The 23,217-nt window shown below is 60.9% G+C and carries 18 protein-coding genes and 1 tRNA gene; 13 read left to right on the plus strand and 6 right to left on the minus strand.

Annotated elements, in window-relative coordinates; translation table 11 throughout:
- Nucleotides 1–16: 16 nt before the first annotated feature.
- From ACJO2E_RS14070 to pyrF, 7 genes are all read left to right on the plus strand, one after another.
- Nucleotides 17–2,212: a bifunctional prephenate dehydrogenase/3-phosphoshikimate 1-carboxyvinyltransferase gene (locus tag ACJO2E_RS14070; protein ID WP_406964786.1), complete on the plus strand. Its 2,196-nt coding sequence runs from the start codon at nucleotides 17–19 to the stop codon at nucleotides 2,210–2,212.
- Nucleotides 2,212–2,901 carry a (d)CMP kinase gene (gene cmk / locus ACJO2E_RS14075; protein ID WP_406964643.1) on the plus strand — a complete coding sequence of 230 codons (690 nt, stop codon included), beginning with the start codon at nucleotides 2,212–2,214 and terminating at the stop codon, nucleotides 2,899–2,901. The genes ACJO2E_RS14070 and cmk overlap by 1 nt, the downstream gene beginning before the upstream one ends.
- A 172-nt stretch (nucleotides 2,902–3,073) precedes the next feature.
- Nucleotides 3,074–4,765 carry a 30S ribosomal protein S1 gene (gene rpsA / locus ACJO2E_RS14080; protein WP_406964644.1) on the plus strand — a complete coding sequence of 564 codons (1,692 nt, stop codon included), beginning with the start codon at nucleotides 3,074–3,076 and terminating at the stop codon, nucleotides 4,763–4,765.
- 259 nt (nucleotides 4,766–5,024) lie between these two features.
- Nucleotides 5,025–5,321 (plus strand): integration host factor subunit beta, encoded by a 297-nt coding sequence (locus ACJO2E_RS14085; protein WP_248231122.1) that lies wholly within the window; start codon nucleotides 5,025–5,027, stop codon nucleotides 5,319–5,321.
- Nucleotides 5,322–5,419: 98 nt separating this feature from the next.
- Nucleotides 5,420–5,722 carry a LapA family protein gene (locus ACJO2E_RS14090; protein ID WP_406964645.1) on the plus strand — a complete coding sequence of 101 codons (303 nt, stop codon included), beginning with the start codon at nucleotides 5,420–5,422 and terminating at the stop codon, nucleotides 5,720–5,722.
- A complete protein-coding gene (lapB, locus tag ACJO2E_RS14095) occupies nucleotides 5,723–6,892 on the plus strand; it encodes a lipopolysaccharide assembly protein LapB (RefSeq protein WP_406964646.1) in 1,170 nt (389 codons plus the stop codon).
- Nucleotides 6,893–6,972: 80 nt separating this feature from the next.
- Nucleotides 6,973–7,677 carry an orotidine-5'-phosphate decarboxylase gene (gene pyrF / locus ACJO2E_RS14100; RefSeq protein ID WP_406964648.1) on the plus strand — a complete coding sequence of 235 codons (705 nt, stop codon included), beginning with the start codon at nucleotides 6,973–6,975 and terminating at the stop codon, nucleotides 7,675–7,677.
- Nucleotides 7,678–8,187: 510 nt separating this feature from the next.
- Here the strand turns inward: pyrF and ACJO2E_RS14105 are convergent.
- A tRNA-Asn gene (locus ACJO2E_RS14105) sits at nucleotides 8,188–8,263 on the minus strand.
- A gap of 125 nt (nucleotides 8,264–8,388) precedes the next feature.
- The gene (locus tag ACJO2E_RS14110; RefSeq protein WP_406964649.1) at nucleotides 8,389–9,573 is read right to left on the minus strand and encodes a pyridoxal phosphate-dependent aminotransferase; all 1,185 of its coding nucleotides are present in this window, start codon (nucleotides 9,571–9,573) and stop codon (nucleotides 8,389–8,391) included.
- 143 nt (nucleotides 9,574–9,716) lie between these two features.
- On the opposite strand from ACJO2E_RS14110, the gene uvrB reads away from it, so the two are divergent.
- The 3 genes from uvrB (at nucleotide 9,717) to ACJO2E_RS14125 (ending at nucleotide 13,694) form a co-directional block, all read left to right on the plus strand.
- Complete coding sequence (uvrB, locus tag ACJO2E_RS14115; RefSeq protein ID WP_406964650.1) at nucleotides 9,717–11,744, plus strand: excinuclease ABC subunit UvrB; 2,028 nt, start codon at nucleotides 9,717–9,719, stop codon at nucleotides 11,742–11,744.
- Between the two features lie 99 nt (nucleotides 11,745–11,843).
- Nucleotides 11,844–12,647, plus strand: a complete 804-nt coding sequence (locus ACJO2E_RS14120) for a flagellar motor protein MotA (RefSeq protein ID WP_406964651.1) — start codon at nucleotides 11,844–11,846, stop codon at nucleotides 12,645–12,647.
- Between the two features lie 30 nt (nucleotides 12,648–12,677).
- A complete protein-coding gene (locus ACJO2E_RS14125) occupies nucleotides 12,678–13,694 on the plus strand; it encodes a peptidoglycan -binding protein (protein WP_406964653.1) in 1,017 nt (338 codons plus the stop codon).
- A 17-nt stretch (nucleotides 13,695–13,711) separates the two neighbouring features.
- Here ACJO2E_RS14125 and ACJO2E_RS14130 read toward each other — a convergent pair whose 3' ends face one another.
- On the minus strand, nucleotides 13,712–14,830 hold the full coding sequence (locus tag ACJO2E_RS14130) for a peptidase C39 family protein (RefSeq protein ID WP_406964655.1): 1,119 nt from the start codon (nucleotides 14,828–14,830) through the stop codon (nucleotides 13,712–13,714).
- 192 nt (nucleotides 14,831–15,022) lie between these two features.
- Between ACJO2E_RS14130 and ACJO2E_RS14135 the strand changes: the two genes are divergently transcribed.
- Nucleotides 15,023–16,513, plus strand: a complete 1,491-nt coding sequence (locus ACJO2E_RS14135; protein ID WP_406964656.1) for a RimK family ATP-grasp domain-containing protein — start codon at nucleotides 15,023–15,025, stop codon at nucleotides 16,511–16,513.
- Here ACJO2E_RS14135 and ACJO2E_RS14140 read toward each other — a convergent pair.
- Nucleotides 16,510–17,658 carry a cation diffusion facilitator family transporter gene (locus ACJO2E_RS14140; RefSeq protein ID WP_406964657.1) on the minus strand — a complete coding sequence of 383 codons (1,149 nt, stop codon included), beginning with the start codon at nucleotides 17,656–17,658 and terminating at the stop codon, nucleotides 16,510–16,512. The genes ACJO2E_RS14135 and ACJO2E_RS14140 overlap by 4 nt on opposite strands.
- A gap of 440 nt (nucleotides 17,659–18,098) precedes the next feature.
- Between ACJO2E_RS14140 and ACJO2E_RS14145 the strand changes: the two genes are divergently transcribed.
- The gene (locus ACJO2E_RS14145) at nucleotides 18,099–19,133 is read left to right on the plus strand and encodes a quinone-dependent dihydroorotate dehydrogenase (protein WP_406964658.1); all 1,035 of its coding nucleotides are present in this window, start codon (nucleotides 18,099–18,101) and stop codon (nucleotides 19,131–19,133) included.
- Nucleotides 19,134–19,413: 280 nt separating this feature from the next.
- On the opposite strand, the gene rmf is transcribed toward ACJO2E_RS14145, so the two are convergent.
- Nucleotides 19,414–19,626, minus strand: a complete 213-nt coding sequence (gene rmf, locus ACJO2E_RS14150; protein WP_328188620.1) for a ribosome modulation factor — start codon at nucleotides 19,624–19,626, stop codon at nucleotides 19,414–19,416.
- Nucleotides 19,627–19,960: 334 nt separating this feature from the next.
- Between rmf and rlmKL the strand changes: the two genes are divergently transcribed.
- Nucleotides 19,961–22,138: a bifunctional 23S rRNA (guanine(2069)-N(7))-methyltransferase RlmK/23S rRNA (guanine(2445)-N(2))-methyltransferase RlmL gene (rlmKL, locus tag ACJO2E_RS14155; protein WP_406964659.1), complete on the plus strand. Its 2,178-nt coding sequence runs from the start codon at nucleotides 19,961–19,963 to the stop codon at nucleotides 22,136–22,138.
- Nucleotides 22,139–22,165: 27 nt separating this feature from the next.
- Here the strand turns inward: rlmKL and ACJO2E_RS14160 are convergent, their stop codons facing one another.
- Nucleotides 22,166–22,675: a hypothetical protein gene (locus tag ACJO2E_RS14160; RefSeq protein WP_406964660.1), complete on the minus strand. Its 510-nt coding sequence runs from the start codon at nucleotides 22,673–22,675 to the stop codon at nucleotides 22,166–22,168.
- Nucleotides 22,676–23,217: the final 542 nt, after the last annotated feature.

A 23,217-nucleotide genomic window follows, 5' to 3' on the forward strand; every position in this document is an offset into this window, starting at 1 on the left:
GCCACTGTTTGAACGTATGGCTGTTATCGGTCTCGGGCTGATTGGCGGCTCGCTGGCCCGGGCCGCCAGGCAGTCCGGCCTGGTGGGCACCGTGGTTGCCGCTGACCGTAGCGATGACGAGCTTGCCCTGGGGGTGGAGCTGGGGGTGATCGATGGTCACGGCTCCGTGGCGGAGGTGGTTGCGGGGGCTGACCTGGTGGTGGTTGCCGTGCCCGTCCGGGCCACGCGGGATGTGCTGGCGGCCATCCGGCCCCACCTCTCGCCGGAGGCGGTACTGACCGATGTGGGTAGTACCAAGGGCAGCTTCGTGGCGGCGGTGCATGAGATTTTCGGGGGCTGGCCCCCCAGGGTGATTCCCGGCCATCCCATTGCCGGCTCCGAAAAGAACGGGGTCAGCGCGGCACGGGGCGACCTGTTCAGCGACCACAAGGTCATCCTGACACCGCCGGCAGACGCGGCGGCGGACGCCCTCGACCGGCTCACACATTTGTGGCAGGGCTGTGGCGCCACCGTACTGACCATGGATGTGGCCCGTCACGATGAAGTGCTGGCGGCCACCAGTCATCTGCCTCATCTTATTGCGTTCTCGCTGGTGGATACCCTGGCCGGTGAGGACCAGAACATGGAAATCTTCCGCTATGCAGCGGGCGGTTTCCGGGATTTTACCCGCATCGCCGCCAGCGACCCGGTCATGTGGCACGATATCTTCCTGTCCAACCGGGATGCGGTGCTCAGGGTGATTGATCATTTCAATGAGGACCTGGCGCAGCTGCGGCAGGCCATCGAAGACCAGGATGGTGCCGCGCTGCTGCGGGTTTTCAGTCGTGCCAGGGCGGCACGTAACCATTTTTCCAAGATGCTTTCAGGGCAGGCCTACGTGACAGATATGAGTCAGAAACCGGTCAGGTTCCGGCTGCAGCCGGGTGGTAGTGTTAACGGGGACATCCGGGTACCGGGCGACAAGTCCATTTCCCATCGCTCCATCATGCTGGGGGCCCTGGCGGATGGTATCACCGAAGTGGATGGGTTCCTGGAGGGGGAGGACAGTCTGGCCACCCTGCAGGCGTTCCGGGATATGGGGGTCACCATTGAGGGGCCCGACCATGGCCATGTGCGTATCCACGGGGTTGGCATGAATGGCCTGGAAGCGCCCCGGGGGCCCCTGTACCTGGGCAACTCCGGTACCGCCATGCGGCTGTTCACCGGCCTGCTGGCGGCCCAGCCGTTCGACTCCGAACTGACCGGCGACGCCAGCCTGTCCCGCCGGCCCATGGGCCGGGTGGCCGAGCCGTTGCGGGCCATGGGAGCCGTCATTGATACCGCGGAGGGCGGGCGGCCACCGCTGAAGATCCGGGGCGGCCAGAAGCTTGCCGGTATCCACTATGACATGCCGGTGGCCAGTGCCCAGGTGAAATCCTGCCTGCTACTGGCGGGGCTCTACGCCGATGGCATGACCTCCGTACACGAGCCGGCACCGACCCGGGACCATACCGAACGCATGCTGGAAGGCTTTGGCTACCATGTTCACCGGGATGCCGCCACGTCCAGCGTGGTAGGTGGTGGACACCTGAGCGCCGGCCGTATCGATGTGCCGGCGGACATCTCCTCCGCCGCCTTCTTCCTGGTGGCTGCGAGTATTGCCGGGGATTCCGACCTGACCCTGCGCCACGTGGGCATGAATCCGACTCGCACCGGCGTGCTTAATATCCTGACGCTGATGGGCGCCGATATCACCGTCTCCAACGAGCGTGAGATTGGCGGCGAGCCGGTAGCGGACCTGCGGGTGCGAAGCGCCACCCTGCGGGGGATCGATATCCCCGAGGATCAGGTGCCCCTGGCCATCGACGAGTTTCCGGTGCTCTTTATAGCCGCTGCCTGTGCTGAGGGTCGCACCGTGCTGCGTGGGGCAGAGGAGTTGCGGGTCAAGGAGAGCGACCGTATCCAGGTGATGGCGGATGGCCTGAAGGCGGTAGGGGTGACAACCACGGTAACCCCCGACGGCATCATTATCGACGGCGGCCAGACCATTGCCGGCGGTGAGGTGGACAGCCATGGCGACCATCGCATTGCCATGTCCTTCGCCGTGGCTTCCCTGCGGGCCAGTGGTGAGATCCTGGTCAATGACTGCGCCAATGTGGCGACGTCCTTCCCCGGCTTTGAGGCCCTGGCCCGTCAGACCGGCATCCGCATCGACGCCGAGGAGGGAAGGTAATGCAGTCCGTATCAGACAATACCGTACCCGTAGTGACCGTGGATGGTCCCGGTGGCTCCGGCAAGGGCACCATTACCCAGATGCTGGCCCGTCAACTGGGGTGGCACCTGCTGGACAGCGGCGCACTGTATCGCCTGACGGCGCTGGCGGCCCGGCGTCAGGGTGTGGCGTTCGATGACGAGGCCGCGCTGGTCAATGTGGCGGCCGGTCTTGATGTGACCTTTGAGCCCACGCCGGAAGGCGAGCCGGTCAAGGTGATCCTCGGTGGCGAGGACGTGACCCGGGAGATCCGCACCGAGCAGACCGGCGATGACGCCTCCCGTGTCGCCGTGATCCAGGTGGTGCGGGACGCCCTGTTACAGCGCCAGCGGGACTTCCGCAAGGCACCGGGGCTGGTGGCCGACGGCCGGGACATGGGCACGGTGGTTTTTCCCGAAGCGCCGGTGAAGGTTTTCCTCACCGCCAGTGCCGAGGAAAGGGCCCAACGGCGCTATCTCCAGTTGAAGGAGGCCGGTGCGGATGTTAGTATTGACCACCTTTTAGACGAGATCCGGGCTCGCGATGAACGTGACATGAACCGTTCCGCAGCCCCGCTTAAGCCTGCAGAAGATGCGCAAGTCATTGACTCTACGGGTTTAAGTATCGAAGAGGTGCTGTCAAAAGTCATGGCCCTTGTGGGTCAGGCCTGACTGCACCCTTTTGCTATTTCTGTTGTATTTTTGAGCAGTTTTACAGCGGAAATGGCGGGTAAAGGATCCGGTGGCGGTGTGAATGCCAGCCCCTTGCCACTGCCGGATATTGCTAACAGACCGTGCTGCTGGCGGCGCGGAAGAAACTTGCGTTGATCACATAGGACACATAATGAGCGAGAGCTTTGCTGATCTTTTCGAAGAAAGCCTGAAAGAAATTGACATGCAACCGGGTTCCATCGTCCAGGGAACCGTGGTGGATATCGACAACGACTGGGTCACCGTTAACGCCGGACTGAAGTCCGAAGGCGTTATCCCCGCCTCCCAGTTCCTGAATGAAAAAGGCGAGTTGGAAATTGCTGTCGGCGACGTTGTCGATGTAGCTCTCGATGCGGTTGAAGACGGTTTCGGTGAAACCCGTCTGTCCCGCGAAAAGGCCAAGCGTGCCGAAGCCTGGAAAGTACTGGAAAAGTCCTTCGAGGCGGAAGAAGTTGTCAAGGGCATGATCAATGGCAAGGTCAAGGGCGGTTTCACCGTCGACCTGTCCGGCATCCGTGCCTTCCTGCCGGGCTCCCTGGTAGACGTTCGTCCGGTCCGCGACACCGCGCACCTGGAGAACAAGGAACTGGAATTCAAGGTTATCAAGCTGGACCAGAAGCGTAACAACGTGGTGGTGTCCCGCCGCGCCGTTCTGGAAGCTGAAAACAGTGCCGAGCGTGAAGCCCTGCTGGAAACCCTGACCGAGGGCATGACCCTGCAGGGTATCGTCAAGAACCTGACCGATTACGGCGCGTTCGTTGACCTGGGTGGCGTTGACGGCCTGCTGCACATCACCGACATGGCCTGGAAGCGCATCAAGCATCCGAGCGAGATCGTGAACGTGGGTGACGAGATCACCATCAAGGTCCTGAAATTCGACCGTGAGCGCAACCGGGTTTCCCTGGGTCTGAAGCAACTGGGCGAAGATCCCTGGGTGGATATCAAGGGTCGCTATCCGGAAGGCAGCAAGGTTACCGCCCGGGTGACCAACCTGACCGACTATGGCTGCTTCGCCGAGCTGGAAGAGGGTGTTGAAGGTCTGGTACACGTGTCCGAAATGGACTGGACCAACAAGAACATCCATCCGTCCAAGGTGGTTCAGGTCGGTGACGAAGTGGAAGTCATGATCCTGGACATCGACGAAGAGCGTCGTCGTATCTCCCTGGGCATCAAGCAGTGCGTGCCGAACCCCTGGGAAGAGTTCTCCGCGAACTACAACAAGGGTGACAAGGTGTCCGGCAAGATCAAGTCCATCACGGACTTCGGTATCTTTATCGGCCTGGACGGCGGCATCGACGGCCTGGTTCACCTGTCCGACATCAGTTGGAACGAGACTGGCGAAGAAGCCGTTCGCGAGTACAAGAAGGGTGACGAGGTTGAGACCGTTATCCTGTCTGTTGATCCCGAGCGTGAGCGTATCTCCCTGGGTATCAAGCAGCTTGAAAGCGATCCGTTTGCCGAGTTCGTACAGTTGAACGACAAGGGCTCCATCGTGCGTGGCACCGTTTCCGCGGTTGATGCCAAGGCAGCCACCATCGCCCTGAACGACGAGGTTGAAGCGGTACTGAAGGCCTCCGAAATCAGTCGCGACAAGGTGGAAGACGCCCGCAACGCGCTGAAGGAAGGCGAAGAGGTTGAAGCGAAGATCATCAGCATCGATCGCAAGAACCGCGTCATCAACCTGTCCGTGAAGTCCAAGGACGTTGAAGACGACAAGCAGGCCCTTGAAGGCGTACGCGCCAAGGCCGCTGAAACTTCTGGTGCGACCACCATCGGTGATCTTATCAAGGAGCAGATGCAGCAGCAAAACGCCAATAAAGAGTGATTCGATCCTCTTGAAGGCAAAAAAACGGGCTCTAAGAGCCCGTTTTTTTTGTCTTTTTTTCAGCATTAGCTAAACTAGCAGTGTCTTTGCCTGTTACCTAAGTCATTGGTTGGGTTAGCTGGAATCTGGCTGGTCGGGAATGGGTTGAGACTTGAGAAGCTGACTCTAGGGGTGTGCGAGGTATGGATCGCAGCGGTGCGGGTTGCTACCACGTGGAACTCCAGAGGCTTCGTAATAAAAATGAAAAGGGATGGGCCTCATGACAAAGTCTGAACTGGTCGAACTGATTGCCTCGAAACAGACTCAGCTGTCTGTGAAGGATGTGGAACTGGCTGTTAAAACGGTTATCGAGCACATGTCTCAGTCACTGGCGGATGGGCAGCGGATAGAAATCCGTGGATTCGGCAGTTTCTCCCTCCATTATCGGGCGGCCAGGACCGGTCGCAATCCGAAAACCGGAGAAGCGGTACAGTTGCCGGCGAAATACGTTCCGCATTTCAAGCCGGGCAAGGAACTGCGTGAGCAGGTCAACGACAGTATGAAGAAGGGCTACTGAACCGGTCTCCGCATTCTGGCGTTAGCCACCCGAACCCTGAATTCGGGTACAATTGGCGTGGTTCATCGTGAATTCCCAATTCCTGGAGCAGGGGTGCTATGGCAGGGTTTCAGAAGATAATTCTCCTTCTGGTCGTGATACTGGTCGCCATTGCGGTGCTGGTGTTTTCCATGAACAACCAGATGGCGGTCTCCCTCAACTTCCTGTTTTTTGAAACCCGGCCCCATGGTGTTGCGGTCTGGGTCATCCTGGGGTTCACTTTCGGTATTCTTCTTGGTGTGGTATTAACTCTTTTGGCGACTGTTCGTGTATCGGTCTCCCGACGTCAGCTACGTAAGCGTCTGGACAAGGCGGAGCGAGCCCTGGAACAAAACAGAACCCCTGACGATCGGGCGCTCTAAATGGATATGTTTTTTCAGTGGCTGCTGCTGACGGCTGCCGTCGCTGCAGGCTGGTTTATCGGACGATACTTCCGTTCCGACCATAGGGCGGCCAAGAATATCTCGGATGAGTCGTCCGTCCGAGAGCGTTTGCAGTTCCTGTTCACCAACTACTCCGACCAGGCCGTTGAGAACTTCGTCCAGTCCCTGGCGGTCAACAAGGATACCGTTGGCCTGCACCTGTCCATCGGCGCCCATTTCCGAAACAAGGGTGAAACCGACCGGGCCATCCTGATCCATCAGAATCTGCTGGCCCGCCCGGAGCTACCCGCCCATTTTTCTCCCCAGGTCACCTTCGAGCTGGCCCGGGACTATCTGGCCGCCGGCCTGCTGGACCGGGCCGAGGCGCTGTTCCACCAGTTGATGGATGACCGGGGCTATGGCGAACGTGCCGCCGGCCAGCTTATCGAGCTTTACCAGCAGGAGCGTGAGTGGGGCAAGGCAGCTCAGGTGGCCCGCACCCTGATGAAGGGTGCCTTGAACCCGAAGCTGGCACGACAGCTTGCCTATATCACCTGTGAACTGGCGGATGAGAGCCTTCACAAGGACGACCGCTGGAGCGCCCAGAAGCTGGCACGGGAAGCGCTGTCCATCGACCCTGACTGCGTCCGCGCCAGCTTTATCCTCTCCACCCTCCAGGGGCGCCAGGGTAACTACCGGGAAGCGGCCAATGCCTGCCTGAAGGTTTTCGAGCAGAATCCGGAGTTCGGTCCGGAAGCCATCGACCGTTTCATGAAGCTGGAGCGCTCCCATGGCAACGTGGGGGGCAACGTCAAGCGTCTGCGCAAGCTTTACGAACAGCACCACGGCACCAGTCTGTTGCTGGCGCTGGCGGAAGCAGTGGAGCGTTCTTCAGGCCGTCAGGCCGCCATCGACCTGCTGCGCAGCGAGCTGGAGTCCCGGCCCAGTGTGCGTGGCCTCCTCAGGCTGGTGGAGCTTGCGGGCTACGAACGGGGCCTGGCCACCGGGGAAGGTCGGCTGGTCAGCCGTATCGGCCAGTTGATCCTGACCAACCGCCCCGTCTACCGTTGCGTCAACTGTGGTTTTTCCGGCCAGCAGCTCCACTGGCTCTGCCCGAGCTGCAAGGAGTGGGAGACGGTACGCCCGATCCAGGGAGTGGAGGCAGAGTAAGGCGTTTTCTGCCATAATCCCTGCCCGAACCGTTCCGGCCCCACCGGAGCTTCCCACCGTTCGGACACAGGAGCCTGCCCATGACCGATGCCCTCGGCCCCCGTATTGTTGTTGCCCTCGATTTTCCTTCCGAAGCGCCGGCCCTGGCGCTGGTGGATACCCTGGATCCGGCCCTGTGCCGTCTGAAGGTGGGAAAGGAACTGTTTACCCGCTGTGGTCCGGATCTGGTGCGCAAGCTGCACGACCGGGGCTTTGAGGTGTTCCTGGACCTGAAATTCCACGATATTCCCAATACCACCTCGGCGGCGGTTGCTGCGGCGGCGGAGCTTGGCGTGTGGATGGTGAATGTCCATGCCTCCGGCGGTGAAAAGATGATGGTGGCCTGTCGGGAACGTCTGGAGTCCTTCGGTGCCGATCGTCCGCTGCTGATTGCGGTCACGGTGTTGACCAGCATGGGGCCGGACGATCTGGCGGGTATCGGTATTACCGACTCGCCGGCGGATCAGGTAAACAGGCTGGCAACGTTGACCCGTAACTGTGGTCTGGATGGGGTGGTGTGTTCGGCCCAGGAGGCGCCGGTCCTGAAGCGGGAGCAGGGCGCCGGGTTCAAGCTGGTTACTCCGGGTATTCGGCCTGCCAGTGCCGATCACGGGGATCAGCAGCGCGTTATGACGCCTTCTGCGGCTATGGCTGCCGGCAGTGACTATCTGGTGGTTGGTCGGCCCATTACCCAGGCTTCTGACCCTTTGGCCTCTTTGAAGGCTATCGTTTCTGAGATTTCCTGACCTGTGGGAGATTGGCCTTGTAGCCTTCTGGTTTGGTGCCAGGTCGTTCCTTCTTTTGTAGCCTTCTAGTACGTGCCTGAGGGTCAGGTCGATATCCTTTTCTGGGGGACGCCCGGCAAGTACGTCCATGCAGGGCTTGACGAAAACCGTCCCTGGTTTTCGACACCCCCAGAAAAAGCTCTCAACCGGCCCCTTTCTATCTTTGGGTGATATCGCTTTGGGCGCTTTGATCTATACACAGCGCCACACGCAGATATTGATGCAAAAGCTGCGGGACTGTTCCCGCCAAGGCGATATTCGGAAAGTTGGAGAGGGACATTTTCGGGACCTTCAAAAACATGGACGTTTTTGAAGAGCCTACAGGGATGTATTCACGGCGTGTCCCGAAAAACGTTCTCGACCTGGCACTCCTGGCACCGAGCCTGAAGGCTGCAAGGCCAGGTTCCAAAAAAGAAAGGCAAAAACGAAAAAAACCGCGTCTGAAACATCAGAGGCGGCTTTTCGGAATAGTGGCTCCCCGAGCTGGGCTCGAACCAGCGACAAACGGATTAACAGTCCGTTGCTCTACCAACTGAGCTATCGGGGAACAGTCGGTGTCGACGAGGCGCGTATATTAAAGAGCCGTTACCACCCCGTCAACCCTTTCAGTGGACTTTTTGGTGACCCCCGAGAAACCCCTCCGGAGACACCGTCCAGCTTGGTTGTACCGGCTCAGGAGAGCGCCTTCTTCAGGCGAGCAACCGCCTCCTTGAGGACATCCATACTGGTGGCAAAGCTCAGCCGCATATGCCCGGGAGCACCGAAGGCCGAACCCGGCACCAGGGCCACGCCGGCACCCTTCAGCAACACCTCGGCCATCTCCACATCGTTGGAGACATTCTCGGTCTTGTCGATGGCCCCCTGAAAGCTCGGGAACACATAGAACGTACCGTCGCCCTCCAGGCATTCCACGCCCGGAATCTCGTTCAGCGCCTTCACCAGATAATCGTGACGCTCCCTGAACGCCTTGACCATCTCGCCCACGCAGGCCTGGTCGCCCTCAAGCGCTGCCTGTGCCGCCGCCTGGGAGATCGACGCCGGGTTGGAGGTGCTCTGGGACTGGATCTTCTTCATCGCCCCGATGATCCTGGCCGGGCCTGCGGCATAGCCGATACGCCAGCCGGTCATGGAATAGGCCTTGGACACGCCGTTCAGTACGAAGGTACGGTCGTAGAGTTCCGGAGTCGCATTCAGGATGTTGCAGAACTCGCTACCTGTCCACAGAATCGGCTCGTACATGTCGTCGGTGGCGATCATGATGTTCGGATGCTTCTTCAGCACCTCGCCGATGGCCTGCAACTCCTCAAGGGAATAGGCCATGCCGCTGGGGTTGGACGGACTGTTGATCACGAACAGCCGGGTACGCTCGGTAATGGCGTCCTCCAGCTGCTTCGGAGTAATCTTGAAGCGGGTCTCGGCACTGGTCTCGATGATCACCGGCTTGCCTTCCGCCACCAGCACCATATCCGGGTAGGAGACCCAGTAGGGGGCGGGAATAATGGCCTCATCTCCCGGGTTCAGGGTGGCCAGGGCCAGGTTGAAAAAGCTCTGCTTGCCACCACTGGATACCAGTATCTGGTTGGGCTCGTAGTCCAGACCATTGTCCCGCTTGAACTTCGCGATGATCGCTTTCTTCAGCGCGGGAGTACCATCCACGGCGGTGTATTTGGTCTGACCATTGCGGATTGCTTCGATCGCCGCTTCCTTGATGTGGTCAGGGGTATCGAAATCCGGTTCCCCGGCGCCCAGGCCGATAATGTCCTGGCCGGCGGCTTTGAGCTCAGCGGCCTTGTTGGTGACGGCAAGGGTGGGGGATGGCTTGATGGCCTGTACACGGGTGGAAAGTTGAAGGTCCAAACTTGCGCTCCTTAAAGATGCGTCTGAGAGGGCTGCAGCCCGGGTAAAGTGACACCGGGTCGTTTACACAGGCTGTTTAACCCATGGATGTTACCATGGGAGCTTTGCAACGATAAGTTTCCCGCGAGGGTGGAGGTAATTCCTTGTCCAGGTTCAGAGTGGATTCTCCCTATCAGCCGGCCGGTGACCAGCCTAGGGCCATCGACGGTCTGGTGGACGGTATTGAGTCCGGGCTGGCGCACCAGACGCTGCTGGGGGTAACGGGTTCCGGCAAGACATTCACCATCGCCAATGTGGTGGAACGCATCCAGCGGCCCACCATTGTCATGGCCCACAACAAGACCCTGGCGGCCCAGTTGTACGGTGAGTTCCGGGAGTTCTTTCCGGACAACTCGGTGGAATACTTCGTGTCCTACTACGACTATTACCAGCCGGAGGCCTATGTACCGGCTTCGGACACGTTTATCGAGAAGGACGCCTCGGTCAACGAGCATATCGAGCAGATGCGCCTGTCCGCCACCAAGGCCCTGCTGGAGCGGGACGACGCCATTATCGTGGCCACCGTGTCGTCCATCTACGGCCTGGGGGATCCCCAGTCCTACCTCAAGATGATGCTGCACCTGGACCGGGGCGACGAGATTGATCAGCGCACTATCCTGCGGCGCCTGGCGGAGTTGCAGTACACCCGCAACGACGTGGAGTTCCACCGCGCCAATTACCGGGTGAGGGGAGACGTTATTGACGTGTTCCCGGCGGAATCCGAAAAAGAAGCGATCCGTATCGAGCTGTTCGACGACGAGGTGGAGAACCTGAGCTACTTCGATCCCCTGACCGGGGAGGTGCTGCGGCGGGTGCCCCGGGTCACCATCTATCCCAAGACCCACTATGTCACCCCCCGGGAAACGGTGCTTGGCGCCATCGAACGGATCAAGGTGGAACTGGACGAGCGCCTGAAACAGCTCCGGGACAACAACCGCCTGGTGGAGGCCCAGCGGCTGGAGGAGCGTACCCGCTATGACATCGAGATGATGCTGGAACTGGGCTACTGCAACGGCATCGAGAACTACAGCCGCTATCTGTCGGGTCGGGCACCGGGTGAAGCACCACCGACACTGTTTGACTACATACCGCCCAATGCCCTGCTGGTGGTGGACGAGTCCCATGTCACCATTCCCCAGATCGGCGCCATGTACAAGGGGGACCGGTCCCGCAAGGAAACCCTGGTGGAATACGGCTTCCGGCTGCCGTCGGCCCTGGACAACCGGCCCATGCGATTCGATGAATGGGAGCGGATTGCGCCCCAGATGATCTTCGTGTCCGCGACCCCCGCGAAGTACGAAGAGGAGCATGCCGGCCAGGTGGTCGAGCAGGTGGTGCGGCCCACCGGCCTGCTGGACCCGGAAATTGAAGTGCGCCCCGCTTCCACCCAGGTGGACGACCTGCTGGGCGAGATCCGCGAGCGGGTAGCGGCCGAGGAGCGGGTGCTGGTGACCACACTGACCAAGCGCATGGCGGAGGACTTGACCGACTTCCTGATGGAGCACGATGTACGGGTTCGCTACCTGCACTCGGACATCGACACGGTGGAGCGGGTGGAGATCATCCGCGACCTGCGCCGGGGCGAGTTCGACGTTCTGGTGGGCATCAACCTGCTGCGGGAAGGGCTGGACATGCCGGAAGTGTCCCTGGTGGCCATCCTGGATGCGGACAAGGAGGGTTTCCTGCGCTCGGAGCGCTCGCTGATCCAGACCATTGGCCGGGCGGCCCGGAACGTGCGGGGCAAATCCATCCTCTACGGCGATGTCATCACCGGCTCCATGCAGCGGGCCATTGATGAGACCGCACGCCGGCGGGCCAAGCAGCAGGCCCATAACGAGGAGCATGGTATTACGCCCCAGGGGCTGAACAAGAAGATTGCCGACATTATGGAGGGGGCCCACGGCGGTGGCCGGGGCCGTCGCCGTGCCGAGCGACCGGGCCAGAAGGCCGCCGAGGAGGCGGAACACTACCAGGTCAAGGCGAAGGGCAAGTCGCCGGAGGAACTGCTCAAGGATATTACCCGTCTGGAGGACGACATGTACAAGGCGGCCTCGGACCTGGACTTCGAGAAAGCAGCCCGGATCCGTGACGAGATCGCCGAACTCAAGGAAGCCGCGGTTCGCCTGGGATGATGGGCTGTTGGTAATCTTGCATTACCGTCAGTGACTTGCCAGTCTTAAGGAGCAACCTCGACAGCCCCCTGACCTTCAATCAGCCAGACGGAAGACCGGATGAGTAACCTGAAGCAGACCCTTTTCTGGATGTCCCTGTTCCTGGCCGTAGTGGTGGCGGTCTGTGCCGCGATCTACCGTCCACTGGAAACGGCCTTCATGGCCAACTGGGTTTTTAACCTGCTGATTGTCCTGGTGTTGCTGGTGGGCATCGTGCTGACCTACCGGCAGGTGCTGGTGCTGCGCCCGGAGATGCGCTGGGTGGCCCAGTTCCGTACCGGCCATTCCGGGCTGTCCGTGCTCCAGGAGCCCCGCCTGCTCAAGCCCCTGGCCAGGCAACTGGGGGAGGATGCCAAGCGGGACCAGTTCAAGCTCTCAACCATGTCCCTGCGCACGGTGCTTGACGGCATCCACAGCCGCATGGACGAGCAGCGGGAAATCACCCGCTATTTCATCAGCCTGCTGGTGTTCCTGGGGCTGCTGGGTACCTTCTGGGGTCTGTTGGGCACCATCAACGCGGTGGGGCAGGTGATCACCGGGCTGGATATGAGCCAGGAGGATTTCGGACAGGTGTTCGGGGACCTGCAGGCGGGCCTTCTGGAGCCCCTCAAGGGGATGGGCACGGCGTTCAGCTCCTCGCTGCTGGGGCTGGGCGGCTCGCTGATCCTGGGGTTCCTGGATATCCAGGCCGGCCACGCCCAGAACCGTTTCTACGACAGCCTTGAGGAATGGCTGACCGGGGTCACCAACCTGGTGGACGCCGTGGATGGCGGAGCGCCGGTGAATACTGGTGAGGGGTCGGAGCTTGAGCGCCTGCAGGCGGAGAATGAGCGCCTCAAAGACCAGTTGTCCGACCGGGAGTAACACCATGATCACGCCCGGGAGCAGCGCCCCATGATTGGTTACCGCCGTCGTGCCCGCTCGGCCATCAACATCTGGCCGGGGTTCGTGGACGCCCTGTCCGCGCTGTTGATGCTGGTGATCTTCATGCTGCTGGTGTACGTGGTCAGCCAGCTTTACCTGTCACAGACCCTGTCGGACCGGGATTCGGAACTGGCCCGGCTCAGCAGCCGGCTGGCGGAGATTTCCAGTCTGCTGGGCCTGGAGGAGGAGCGCAATGACGCCCTGGAGCGGGAAATGCAGCGGGTCCAGCAGCAGCTTGGTGAGTCACTGGCGCTTAGCGATGAACTGGAAATGGAGCTGGAGGAAACCCGGGAGCAGGCCATCAGCCGACAGAATGACCTGGAGGCGGCCCTCGACCAGGAGGAGCGCCTGTCGGCGTCCCAGCGGGCGCTTCTGCAACAGCTCTCGGACCGCATCGGGGCCCTGCAGCAGCAACTGGCCACCATCACCAGGGCCCTGGAGCTTCAGGAAGAACTGACGGCGGAGAAGGAGTCGGAGCTTAAGGATGTCAGCCAGCGCCTGAATACGCTGTTGGCGGAGCGGGTAAACCAGTTGCAGCGTTACCAGTCGGAATTCTTTGGTCGCCTGCGGGAGATCCTGCAGGACAACGAGAACATCCGGGTGGTGGGTGACCGCTTCCTGTTACCGTCGGAGCTGCTGTTCGCCTCCGGGTCCGCCAACCTTGGCGCATCGGGCCGGCGGGAACTGGACAAGCTGGCCAGTGTGCTGCTGGACGTGGTGGAAAAGATTCCGGACGATATCGACTGGATCCTGCGCATTGACGGCCATACCGATCGTATTCCCATCGATACTCCGGCCTTCCCGTCCAACTGGGAACTGTCCACGGCCCGGGCCGTGTCGGTGGTGCGTTACCTGGCGGAGCAGGGCGTTCCGGAGGATCGCATGGCGGCAGCCGGCTTTGGCGAGTTCTTCCCGGTGGCGGAAGGCCTGTCCGAGGAGGCCCTGAGGCGGAACCGCCGTATCGAGATCAAGCTCACCGACCGTTAGGCCGGTGAGCCTGCGGCTTACCGTGACCGGCGGGGACCGACAATCACCGCCGCCTGGAGGGGCTGGTTGCGACCATAACGGGCCATGCGGTCAAACACCTTCCGTTCCACCGGCAGGTACTGCTTGTCGGCGATGGTCTCACCGTCATCCACATCCACCTCCGGATCGTGCAGGTAGACGAACTGGTCGTCCATGGCGCACACGGTTACCCAGTGGGGCACGCGGCTGCGGTTGAGCTGCCAGGTGCTGATCAGGATCATCGGGACCTTGCCGGCCAGCAGGGCGCTTTCCATGTCCGACAGGGTGAGAGGGTCGTGGTGCAGCTCGATGCCGGTCTCCCCGATATCCTGCAGGAAGCCCTCGTGCACCAGTTCCAGCACCTGTTTCTTGTCCTCGCTGCGCACGGTTTCCCGGAACAGCGGGCCTTCCTGGCTGACATAGGCAGAGGCCTCGTAGCCCCGCTTCCAGGCGGCCAGGGCCAGACCATGGGGTCCGCAGCCGCCATGGCCGGCGAGCATGAAGATGGTGGTGGCCTCCCGCCAGATCCTCAGTTCCTCCAGCGTGGTCAGGGGCTGTCCGTCATGCACCGCGGCCATAGCCATGATCAGCGACGCGGGGCCGCAAGTGAACTCGGTGGACTGGGGGTAGTAGGGCACCTCGGGGAACCGGCCCCGGGGTTCATAGAACAGGATACGCCGTTCAAACCGCAGGGCATCGCCATGGTCCTCATAGTAGTCGCGCAAGGTGCCGAACTGCCGGTAACCCAGGTGGCGGTACAGGGCGATGGCGCCGTGGTTGTCGGTGCGTACTTCCAGCCGCATGATGATGCGGCCCGCTTCGGCCGCCTGCCGTTCCGATTCCCGGACCAGGGCCTCTCCCAGGCCCCGGCCCCGCATGGCGGGGGCCACCGCAATGGAATAGATCCGCGCCAGGCGGGTATTGGCCTTCATCAATACCAGGCTGTACCCCACCAGCTCGCCCTCGGCTTCCGCGAGGATAACCCGGTCCCGTGGCATGTCGATAAAGCGCCGGAAGCTGCGTCGGGAGATGCGATCCTCCTCGAAACAGCGGTTCTCCAGGCGTACCAGGGCATCGGTGTCGGCCAGCGTGGCATTGCGAAAGGTCAGATCAGCCATAGTTGTGTACAGCTCGGGCCGGTGGGTGGTGGAAGCGCGCTGATTATGGGGCAAGGGGAACCCGGAGGATAGCGCCTCTTCATGCGTAAAATCACGCACGTGCCGGTGATTGCCGACTTGAGTCCTTGACTATACTGTAGCGCGAATCCGGCGATCCTGTGGCCGGGTAACCTGTCTGGCCGGAGGGCCTTCATGTCACGTCTGCTGCTTGTGGTTGACCATGCCCGGGACTGGGCACCTTATTATCCCAGCGAGGATCTGCTGACCTTCGATCAGTATCTGCAGTTCTCTGCTCCGGCCAACAGTCGGGTACGGGTGATCAACCTGTGCCAGAGTGCCCGCTATCTCAGCCAGGGCTATTACTGCTCGTTGCTGGCGGAGGCCCGGGGGCATCATGTGGTGCCGTCGGTGATGACGCTGAATGACCTGGGGCGCAAGGGACTGTTCTCCCTGCAACTGGATGAGCTGGATCCGGCGGTGATCCAGTGGCTGGACGGAGCTGCTTCCACTGGTGACAGCAAGGGTAATCGCAGTGTCCGGGTCATGACGTTCTTTGGGCACGCGGAAGTCCCGGAACTGAAGTCCGTGGCCCGGGCCCTGTTCGAGCGTCTGCCCTGTCCGATCCTGACGGTGGAGTTCCGGCACCGCAAGGGCAAGGGCTGGCAGATTGAATCCATGAAGCCGGCGGCCCCGGCCGACTTGACGGAAGCCCAGCAGGATGCCTTCGCTGCCGCCCTGGACCGGTTCAGCAGTATTGTCTGGCGCAAGCCCCGTACCCGCCGTCGCTACCGCTTCGACCTGGCCATGCTGGTGAACCCCGAGGAGGAACTGCCACCCAGTGACCAGGTGGCCCTGGAACGCTTTGAGAAGGCCGGCCGCAAGCTGGGGATCAATGTGGAGCGCATCGGCCGCCGGGACTATATGCGTCTGCCGGAGTACGACGGCCTGTTTATCCGCGAGACCACCGCCATCGACCACCATACCTATCGCTTTGCCCGCAGGGCGGAAGCGGAGGGGCTGGTGGTGATCGACGACCCGGTGTCCATCCTGCGCTGTACCAACAAGGTGTTCCTGGCGGACCTGCTTCGGACCAACCGGGTGCCCACGCCAAAGACCCTGATCCTGTCCAAGGACCAGAAGGATGCCGCCGCCCAGGTCATCGAACAGCTTGGCTTGCCGGTGGTGGTGAAGATTCCCGATGGTGCCTTTTCCCGGGGTGTGCTCAAGGCGAAGGATGAGAAGGAACTGAAGGAGGCGCTGAAAACCCTGTTCCGCCAGTCCGCGCTGGTGCTGGCCCAGGAGTACCTGTACACCGACTACGACTGGCGTATCGGGGTACTGGGTGGTCGGGCCATCTATGCCTGCAAGTACTACATGGTGAAGGGGCATTGGCAGATCTATCAGCATGGCGAAGCCAAGCAGGTGGACAGCGGAGACTTCGATACACTGCCTACCTATGAGGTTCCCCGCAACGTGATCCAGGCCGCGCTGAGCGCCACCCGCCTGATCGGCGACGGGTTGTACGGTGTGGACATCAAGCAGTCCGGCAACCGCGTGGCGGTGATTGAAGTCAACGACAATCCCAGCATCGATTCCGGGGTCGAGGACCGCTTCCTGGGCGGCGAACTCTATACCCTGATCATGCAGGAGTTCCTGACCCGGATGGAGGCGAAGCGGCGTTAGGAAACGTTGCCTGGCTGCCAGACCTTGAGGCTGCCCAGCCAGGCCGGGTGTCCGAGTTTCGCCGTTATCTGCTCCGGAGACGGCAACCGGGCGTCGGGGGCGTCGGTGAAAAGCTCCACATGCACCTGGTTGCCAAGGTAGTGAAGGCGCAGGTGATGTTTGACGGTATCCAGCTCCGGCAGGCCCTCCCGGAAAACCCCATGGATTTCGCGGCGTGTGGGCAACTGTTGGGTGGTAATGGTGCCACGCTGGTCGTTCTCGGCGTCGATGTGGAAATTGATCAGGCGGATGTGGGGCAGGGTGTCACGCATCCGTCGGATCACCTGCATGCCGATCTGATGGCCTTCGGAAACGCTGATCTCGGGCTTCACCACGAGGTGTACATCCACCAGTATGTCGCTGCCCATCCGCCGGCTGCGGAGGTCATGGACATTGAGCACGCCCTCAGTGTCGGCCGCCGCCGTCCTCAGGAGGTCGGTATCCTCGTCCGAGAGGCCGGTATCCACCAGTTCCCGCACGCTGTTCCAGGCTAGCTGCCACCCCACGTGAGCGATGATCACTGCGATCACAATGGCGGCGACGGCGTCCAGCCAGGGAAATCCCGCCATGGCCCCGGCGGCCCCCACCAGCACCACGATGGAAGAGAACGCATCGGTGCGGCTGTGCCAGGCGTTGGCCACGATCAGGTCGGACCGGATGTGTTCACCCACACGGCGGGTGTAGCGGAAGATCCATTCCTTGCCGGCCACGGAGACCAGGGCGATGGCCAGTACCGGCCAGCCGGGAACGGTCAGCGGCATGCCCGACAACATCCGCCAGGTATTGTCCCAGGCCAGCGCGCCCCCGATGGCAATCAGGAAGCTGCCGAGGACCATTGTGCCGAGGGTTTCAAAGCGCTGGTGGCCGTATGGGTGGTCGGAGTCCGGTTCGCGTCTGGAGAGCTTCATGACGGCCAGCACAACCAGGTCCGAGATAACGTCGGTAAAGGAGTGGATGCCATCCACCAACAACGCCTGGGAATGGAACAGCCATCCGCCGAAGCATTTCAGCACTCCCAGGAGGGCATCCAGGACCATTCCGATAATGGTGACCCGTGACGCGGCCCGGAACTCAGCGTCCAGGCGCTGCTGATGACTGGATGACATGTAAACTCCTGTTAAACGGCACGGAAGGTGTGGTTCGGATCACGGAATCCTGTTCGCTTTATGCACAAGAGTCGTGCATTACTGGCGAATGACGAAATGGTAGCCTAACCGGAGTTTTTATGCTTACACGTTTGCAACTTCATGAAATTAAAGAATAAAATAACTGATCAAAAAATGATCAATCCGCAGGGAGTGGCGTGAGGCAAGGGATCTGATCGGTTGAAAAGGGATTTTCAACAGAGTTATCCACAGATTTCGTGGAAAAGGTCACAAGAGCTTAACCATACAGTCATTTAGGAGTCACCGGTATGCAACAGAAGCTACTGTGGAAAACTTCCGTTATACTCCCAGACCCGATTTTTCGGCGCGGAATAATACCAGAAAACTTTCAGATTTAACCTTTGCCGGCGTTCTTTCCGGCAATGACTCCGGGGTTTCCTATGTATACGTTGCTTCGCAGGATGTTGTTCACCCTGCCACCGGAAACCGCCCACCGGGTGGCCCTGGGTGGGCTCGACCTGGCGGCGGGCAGCGGTTTGCTGAAGCCGTTCGTTCATCCGCCCGGGGATCTCCCGGTACGGGTGATGGGGCTGGATTTTCCAAATCCCGTGGGCCTTGCCGCGGGCCTCGACAAGAATGCCGATCACCTGCAGGGGCTGGGCGCCCTGGGTTTCGGTTTTATTGAGGTGGGCACGGTGACTCCGCAGCCGCAGCCGGGCAACCCGTCGCCGCGGATGTTTCGCCTGCCGGAGCATGGCGCCATCATCAACCGGATGGGCTTCAACAATGAGGGACTGGATCACCTGGTAGGTAAAGTGGCCAACCGTCGTTATACCGGTGTGCTGGGCATCAACGTGGGCAAGAACAAGGTGACGCCGGCGGAGGAGGCGGAGTCGGACTACCGCAAGGGCATTGCTGCCGTGTACGACTATGCCGACTACATTACTGTCAACGTATCCTCTCCCAATACACCCGGCCTGCGGGACCTGCAGTTTGGTGATTCCCTGAAACGGCTGCTGGCCTCAATCAAGCAGGAACAGGCAGCCCAGCACCAGCGGAGTGGCCGCTACGTGCCCCTGGCGGTGAAGATTGCGCCGGATATGGATGACGGGGAAATCGTCTTTGTGGCGAATGCCTTGAAGGAAGCCGGTATCGACGGCGTGGTGGCCACCAACACAACCATTGCCCGGGACCGGGTAAAAGGCCACCCCCATGCCGACGAAGCCGGCGGGCTCAGCGGGCAGCCGGTGCGGGAGGCCTCGCTCAGGGTCATCCAGGGGCTTTACCGGGAACTGGGCGAGGATATCCCCATTATAGGCGTGGGGGGCATCAGCGACGGCGAGAGCGCGGCGGAGAAGATCCGTGCCGGTGCCAAACTGGTTCAGATCTACACAGGCTTTATCTATCGGGGGCCGGCATTGGTCGGGGAAGCGGTGGAAGCGATCCGGGCACTGGAAAAAGAAAGGGCCCGCTGAGCGGGCCCGTGCGGGGAATAAACCCCGTGGCGACTTGACGTCTTTATGGTGCGGGTCGAGTGGACCCGATTCTGGGTTCCGGCGTTTGGTGGAGGGGGGCCGGTGCACCCCTATACTCAAGCCAGATTGTCAATGGGTTTTGTCGTCCTGCTGACGACCTTCAAAGTGTCAGTGTTATGTGTCCGCCTGAAAGCGGTTCTGTCTCTGGTGTTGCTCGAAAAAACATCCAATTAGAGACATTCTTTCAGCCCGGAGCACGCGGGGTTGGTATCAGGGCAGGTCAGGCCGTTCCGTTGGCGGCCAACCTGTGAATGCCGGAAACGCCGGTCATGCCTTCCCAGTTGTCGGTGCGTCCTTCCCGCCAGCCGCTGAGCCATTCCTGTCTGGCCTCTGGCTGGTCCAGCGGGCAGCTGTCCTTGGATTTTCCGGACACGCCGGCCTGGTATCCCCGCTTGAATGCGCGAGCGTACATGTCTCTTTTCTGTCTTTTCATGCCGTTCCTCACCTACATGGATTTACAGAACAAGCGTGTACACGTCTGTTGTTGCCGGTTTAACAAAATCCCTGTAAGAACAAACCGCTACGGGTTTGGGGATAATGTTCCCGCAAGAACAGTCAGGATCCTGAGACGGGGAAGAACCGCTGGTTTTCCCCTCAAATTTGACGCGTCAATTACACCCTATGATGAATCCGGTGACTGAGTACAGTATTTATTTCATCTATATGACGCGGTCTTTATGTTTATGTGAAATAACCCGCCTTCAGTTACCATGCGCTACCTTTTACTGTGGGCGCGTTGGCGCAGGCTCGAGTTTCCGGAGGATGTTGTGGCTGAGCAATATGAGTATTTCGTAACCTGCCCCCGGGGCATGGACACCCTCCTGCAGGAGGAACTGGTGTCCTTTGGCCTGCATCCCCTGAAGACGGCTCCGGCGGGTGTCTGGGTCCGGGGTGGGTTGGCCGAGGGCTATCGCGCCTGCCTGTGGTCCCGACTGGCCAACCGGGTGTTGCTGCACCTGGCCACGGTGGACGCACGGTCCAACGAGGCCCTGTACCAGGGCGTCTACGATATCCCCTGGGAAAATCACCTCAAGGTGACCGGCAAGTTCCGGGTGGTGTTCTCCGGCACCAACGAACTGATCCGCAATACCCAGTATGGCGCCCAGAAGGTCAAGGATGCGGTGGTGGACCGGTTGCGGGGCAAGGGCACGGTTCGCCCCAGCGTGGACCCGAAGGATCCGGATATCACCGTGTCCGCCCGCCTGCACCGTGGCCAGGTGGAACTGGCCATCGACCTCAGCGGAGACAGCCTGCACATGCGGGGCTATCGCACCGAGAAGGGCATCGCCCCGGTACGGGAGAACCTGGCCTCGGCACTGCTGCTGCGGGCCGGCTGGCCGGATATTGCCGGTGAGGGTGGTGATTTCGTGGACCCCATGTGTGGCTCCGGCACGCTATTGATCGAGGCGGCCCTGATGGCCCTGGACCAGGCGCCGGGACGATTGCGCAAGCAGTTTGGCTTCGAGCGCTGGCTGGGGCACCAGCCGGACCTGTGGCTGGAGTTGCGCCAGGAAGCCGAGCGCCGGGCCTGGGAGGGCAAGCAGGGACGACTTCCCCGGATTATCGGTTATGACCAGGACAGCCGGGTCATCGCCACGGCCTGGCGTAATATCGCCCGGGCCGGGTTGGAAGGGCTGATTCATGTGGAAGCACGATCGATGGAGGAGTTCCGCCGTGACGGCCAGTGGGCCAGTGAAGGGCTGGTGCTGGTGAACCCGCCCTATGGTGAGCGCCTGAGCGAGCGAAAGGCGCTGGGGGCTCTCTACCAGCAGTTGGGGGAGGGTGTCCGGGAGCATCTACAGGGCTGGCGGCTGGGGGTGTTCACCGGGGTGCCGGAACTGGGGCATGCCATCGGCCTGCGCAGCCATCGTCAGTACCGTCTCTTTAACGGCAAGATCCCGGCGCAACTACTGTTGTTCGACATCAATGACGACAACGCCGTGCGCCCCCGTGAGATGTCGACGCCCGGTGAAGTCCGCCCGAGGATCAGCCATCCCGAGCGTGCGAAGATGCTGGAGAACCGTCTCCGGAAGAACCTGAAATCCCTCGGGCAGTGGGCCCGCAAGCAGAATATCCCGTGCTACCGCCTCTACGACGCGGATATGCCGGAGTTTGCCCTGGCCATCGATATCTATGGTGACCGGGTGCATGTCCAGGAATACGCGGCCCCCAAGTCCGTCGATGAGAAGAGCGCCCGGGAGCGGCTGGCGGAGGCCATGGCGGTCATCCCGGAGGTGCTGGGCGTGTCGGCGGACCATGTGGTCTGTAAGCAGCGTCAGCGCCAGAGTGGCACCCGCCAGTATGAGAAGCAGGACGTTACCGGTGAGTTCATGGAGGTGGACGAGCTGGGCAGTCGTCTGAAGGTCAACCTGAGGGACTACCTGGACACCGGTCTGTTCCTGGATCATCGACCGGTGCGGCGCTGGATTCGTGACCATGCCGCCGGCAAGCGCTTCCTGAACCTGTTCTGTTACACCGGGGCGGCGACGGTGCATGCGGTTGTCGGTGGTGCCAGTCGTTCCCTGAGCCTGGATATGTCCAACACCTATGTAGACTGGGCCCGGGATAACCTGGCCCTGAACGGTGCCGACCCGAAGCGACATCTTGTGGAACAGGCGGACTGCACGGCGTGGCTGGCCGGGAAGCCGACCCCGGACCAGCGATTCGACCTGATTTTCATGGACCCGCCCACCTTCTCCAATTCCGCCCGCATGCGGGGCGTACTGGATATCCAGCGTGACCACGGCAGGCTGATTGAGCAGGCCATGGCCCGGCTGACGTCGGATGGGGTGTTGGTCTTCTCCAACAATTTCCGGCGCTTCAAGCTGGATGAGGATCTGTCGGAGCGTTACGAGGTAAAGGACGTGACGGCCTCAACCCTGGATCGGGACTTCCAGCGTAACCCCAAGATTCATCAGTGCTGGCATATCCGTCACAAGGTGTGATGGCCCACTGGTGTGCCGTGCGGCACACTAGTCGTCGGGCCCATGGTCCGGTTCGAGGATCAGGCCTTCCTGGCGGGCGAGCAGGAGCAGGGCGTAGACGCCGTTTTCCGGTAGCTGCGGTTCAAGGCCCTGTTCGAACATGAGGTTCCGCCGGTGATCTTCGAGGGTGTCCCGGTCAATACCGGGCATCAGGTCTTCCAGGGGGGCGATCTCGAAGGGAACGGGCATATCGACGGCGTCAAAGATGAGGTCGACCAGGGTTTCGTCCGGGTCCAGTCCGTCGGTGTACACCTGCTGGTCGGGCAGGTCTTCGTGGAGCGCCCGGGCCAGCTCGATCAGGGGCACGCCCTGTTCCCGGAGGTAGCGGAGTTCTTCCTCGGCCAGTTCGGCGTCGACGGGTAACCAGCTTTCGTCCGGTTCGATTACCACGGTTTTCATGCGGCCGTCGTCGAGGCTCCATGCCATGGCGGTGGGAAAGAACAGGTTGTCGTTCTGGTAGAACTCGATATCTAGAAAGTGGGGGATGCCCTGCGGCATACTGACTCCTAAGCGTTTAACGATCAGCGACTCTGAATGGAAAGTCTACACGAGAGTTAAGGTCCGGTATTGGGTCCCCTTTTCCGGGACCTTCAAAAACATGGGTGGAACGCGACAGCGTTTCACGGGCTGGCCATGGAAGGCCGGCCCTGGACCTTTACGGCGATGCAGGAGCAATTAGCCGTAAAGGTTTTTGAAGAGCGTACAGGGATGTATTTACCGCGTGTCCCGGAAAAGGGTACCCAATGGCGGGCCGCCAGGGTAGCACGGGGTTTGAGATCAAGGTCTGGTCTCAATGTATGTTGTTGGACTGCTAGTTGGGTGCCAGGGTCCAGGTGGCGGTACAATTTTTCGAGACACGCCGTGAATCCGTCCCTGGAGGCTCTTCAAAAACGTCCCTGTTTTTGAAGGTCTCGAAAAATCGTCCCCCCACCTGGCCCCTCCGACTGCAGAGTAGTTCTCGGTGTACTGATTTGAAGGCCCCGGACAATCATCCCGGCTCCAGGCCCTCTACCATCGGAGATAACTCGAATTTGGATCGC

It is taken from the genome of Marinobacter shunpengi, from assembly GCF_045449695.1.
Lineage (GTDB): Bacteria > Pseudomonadota > Gammaproteobacteria > Pseudomonadales > Oleiphilaceae > Marinobacter.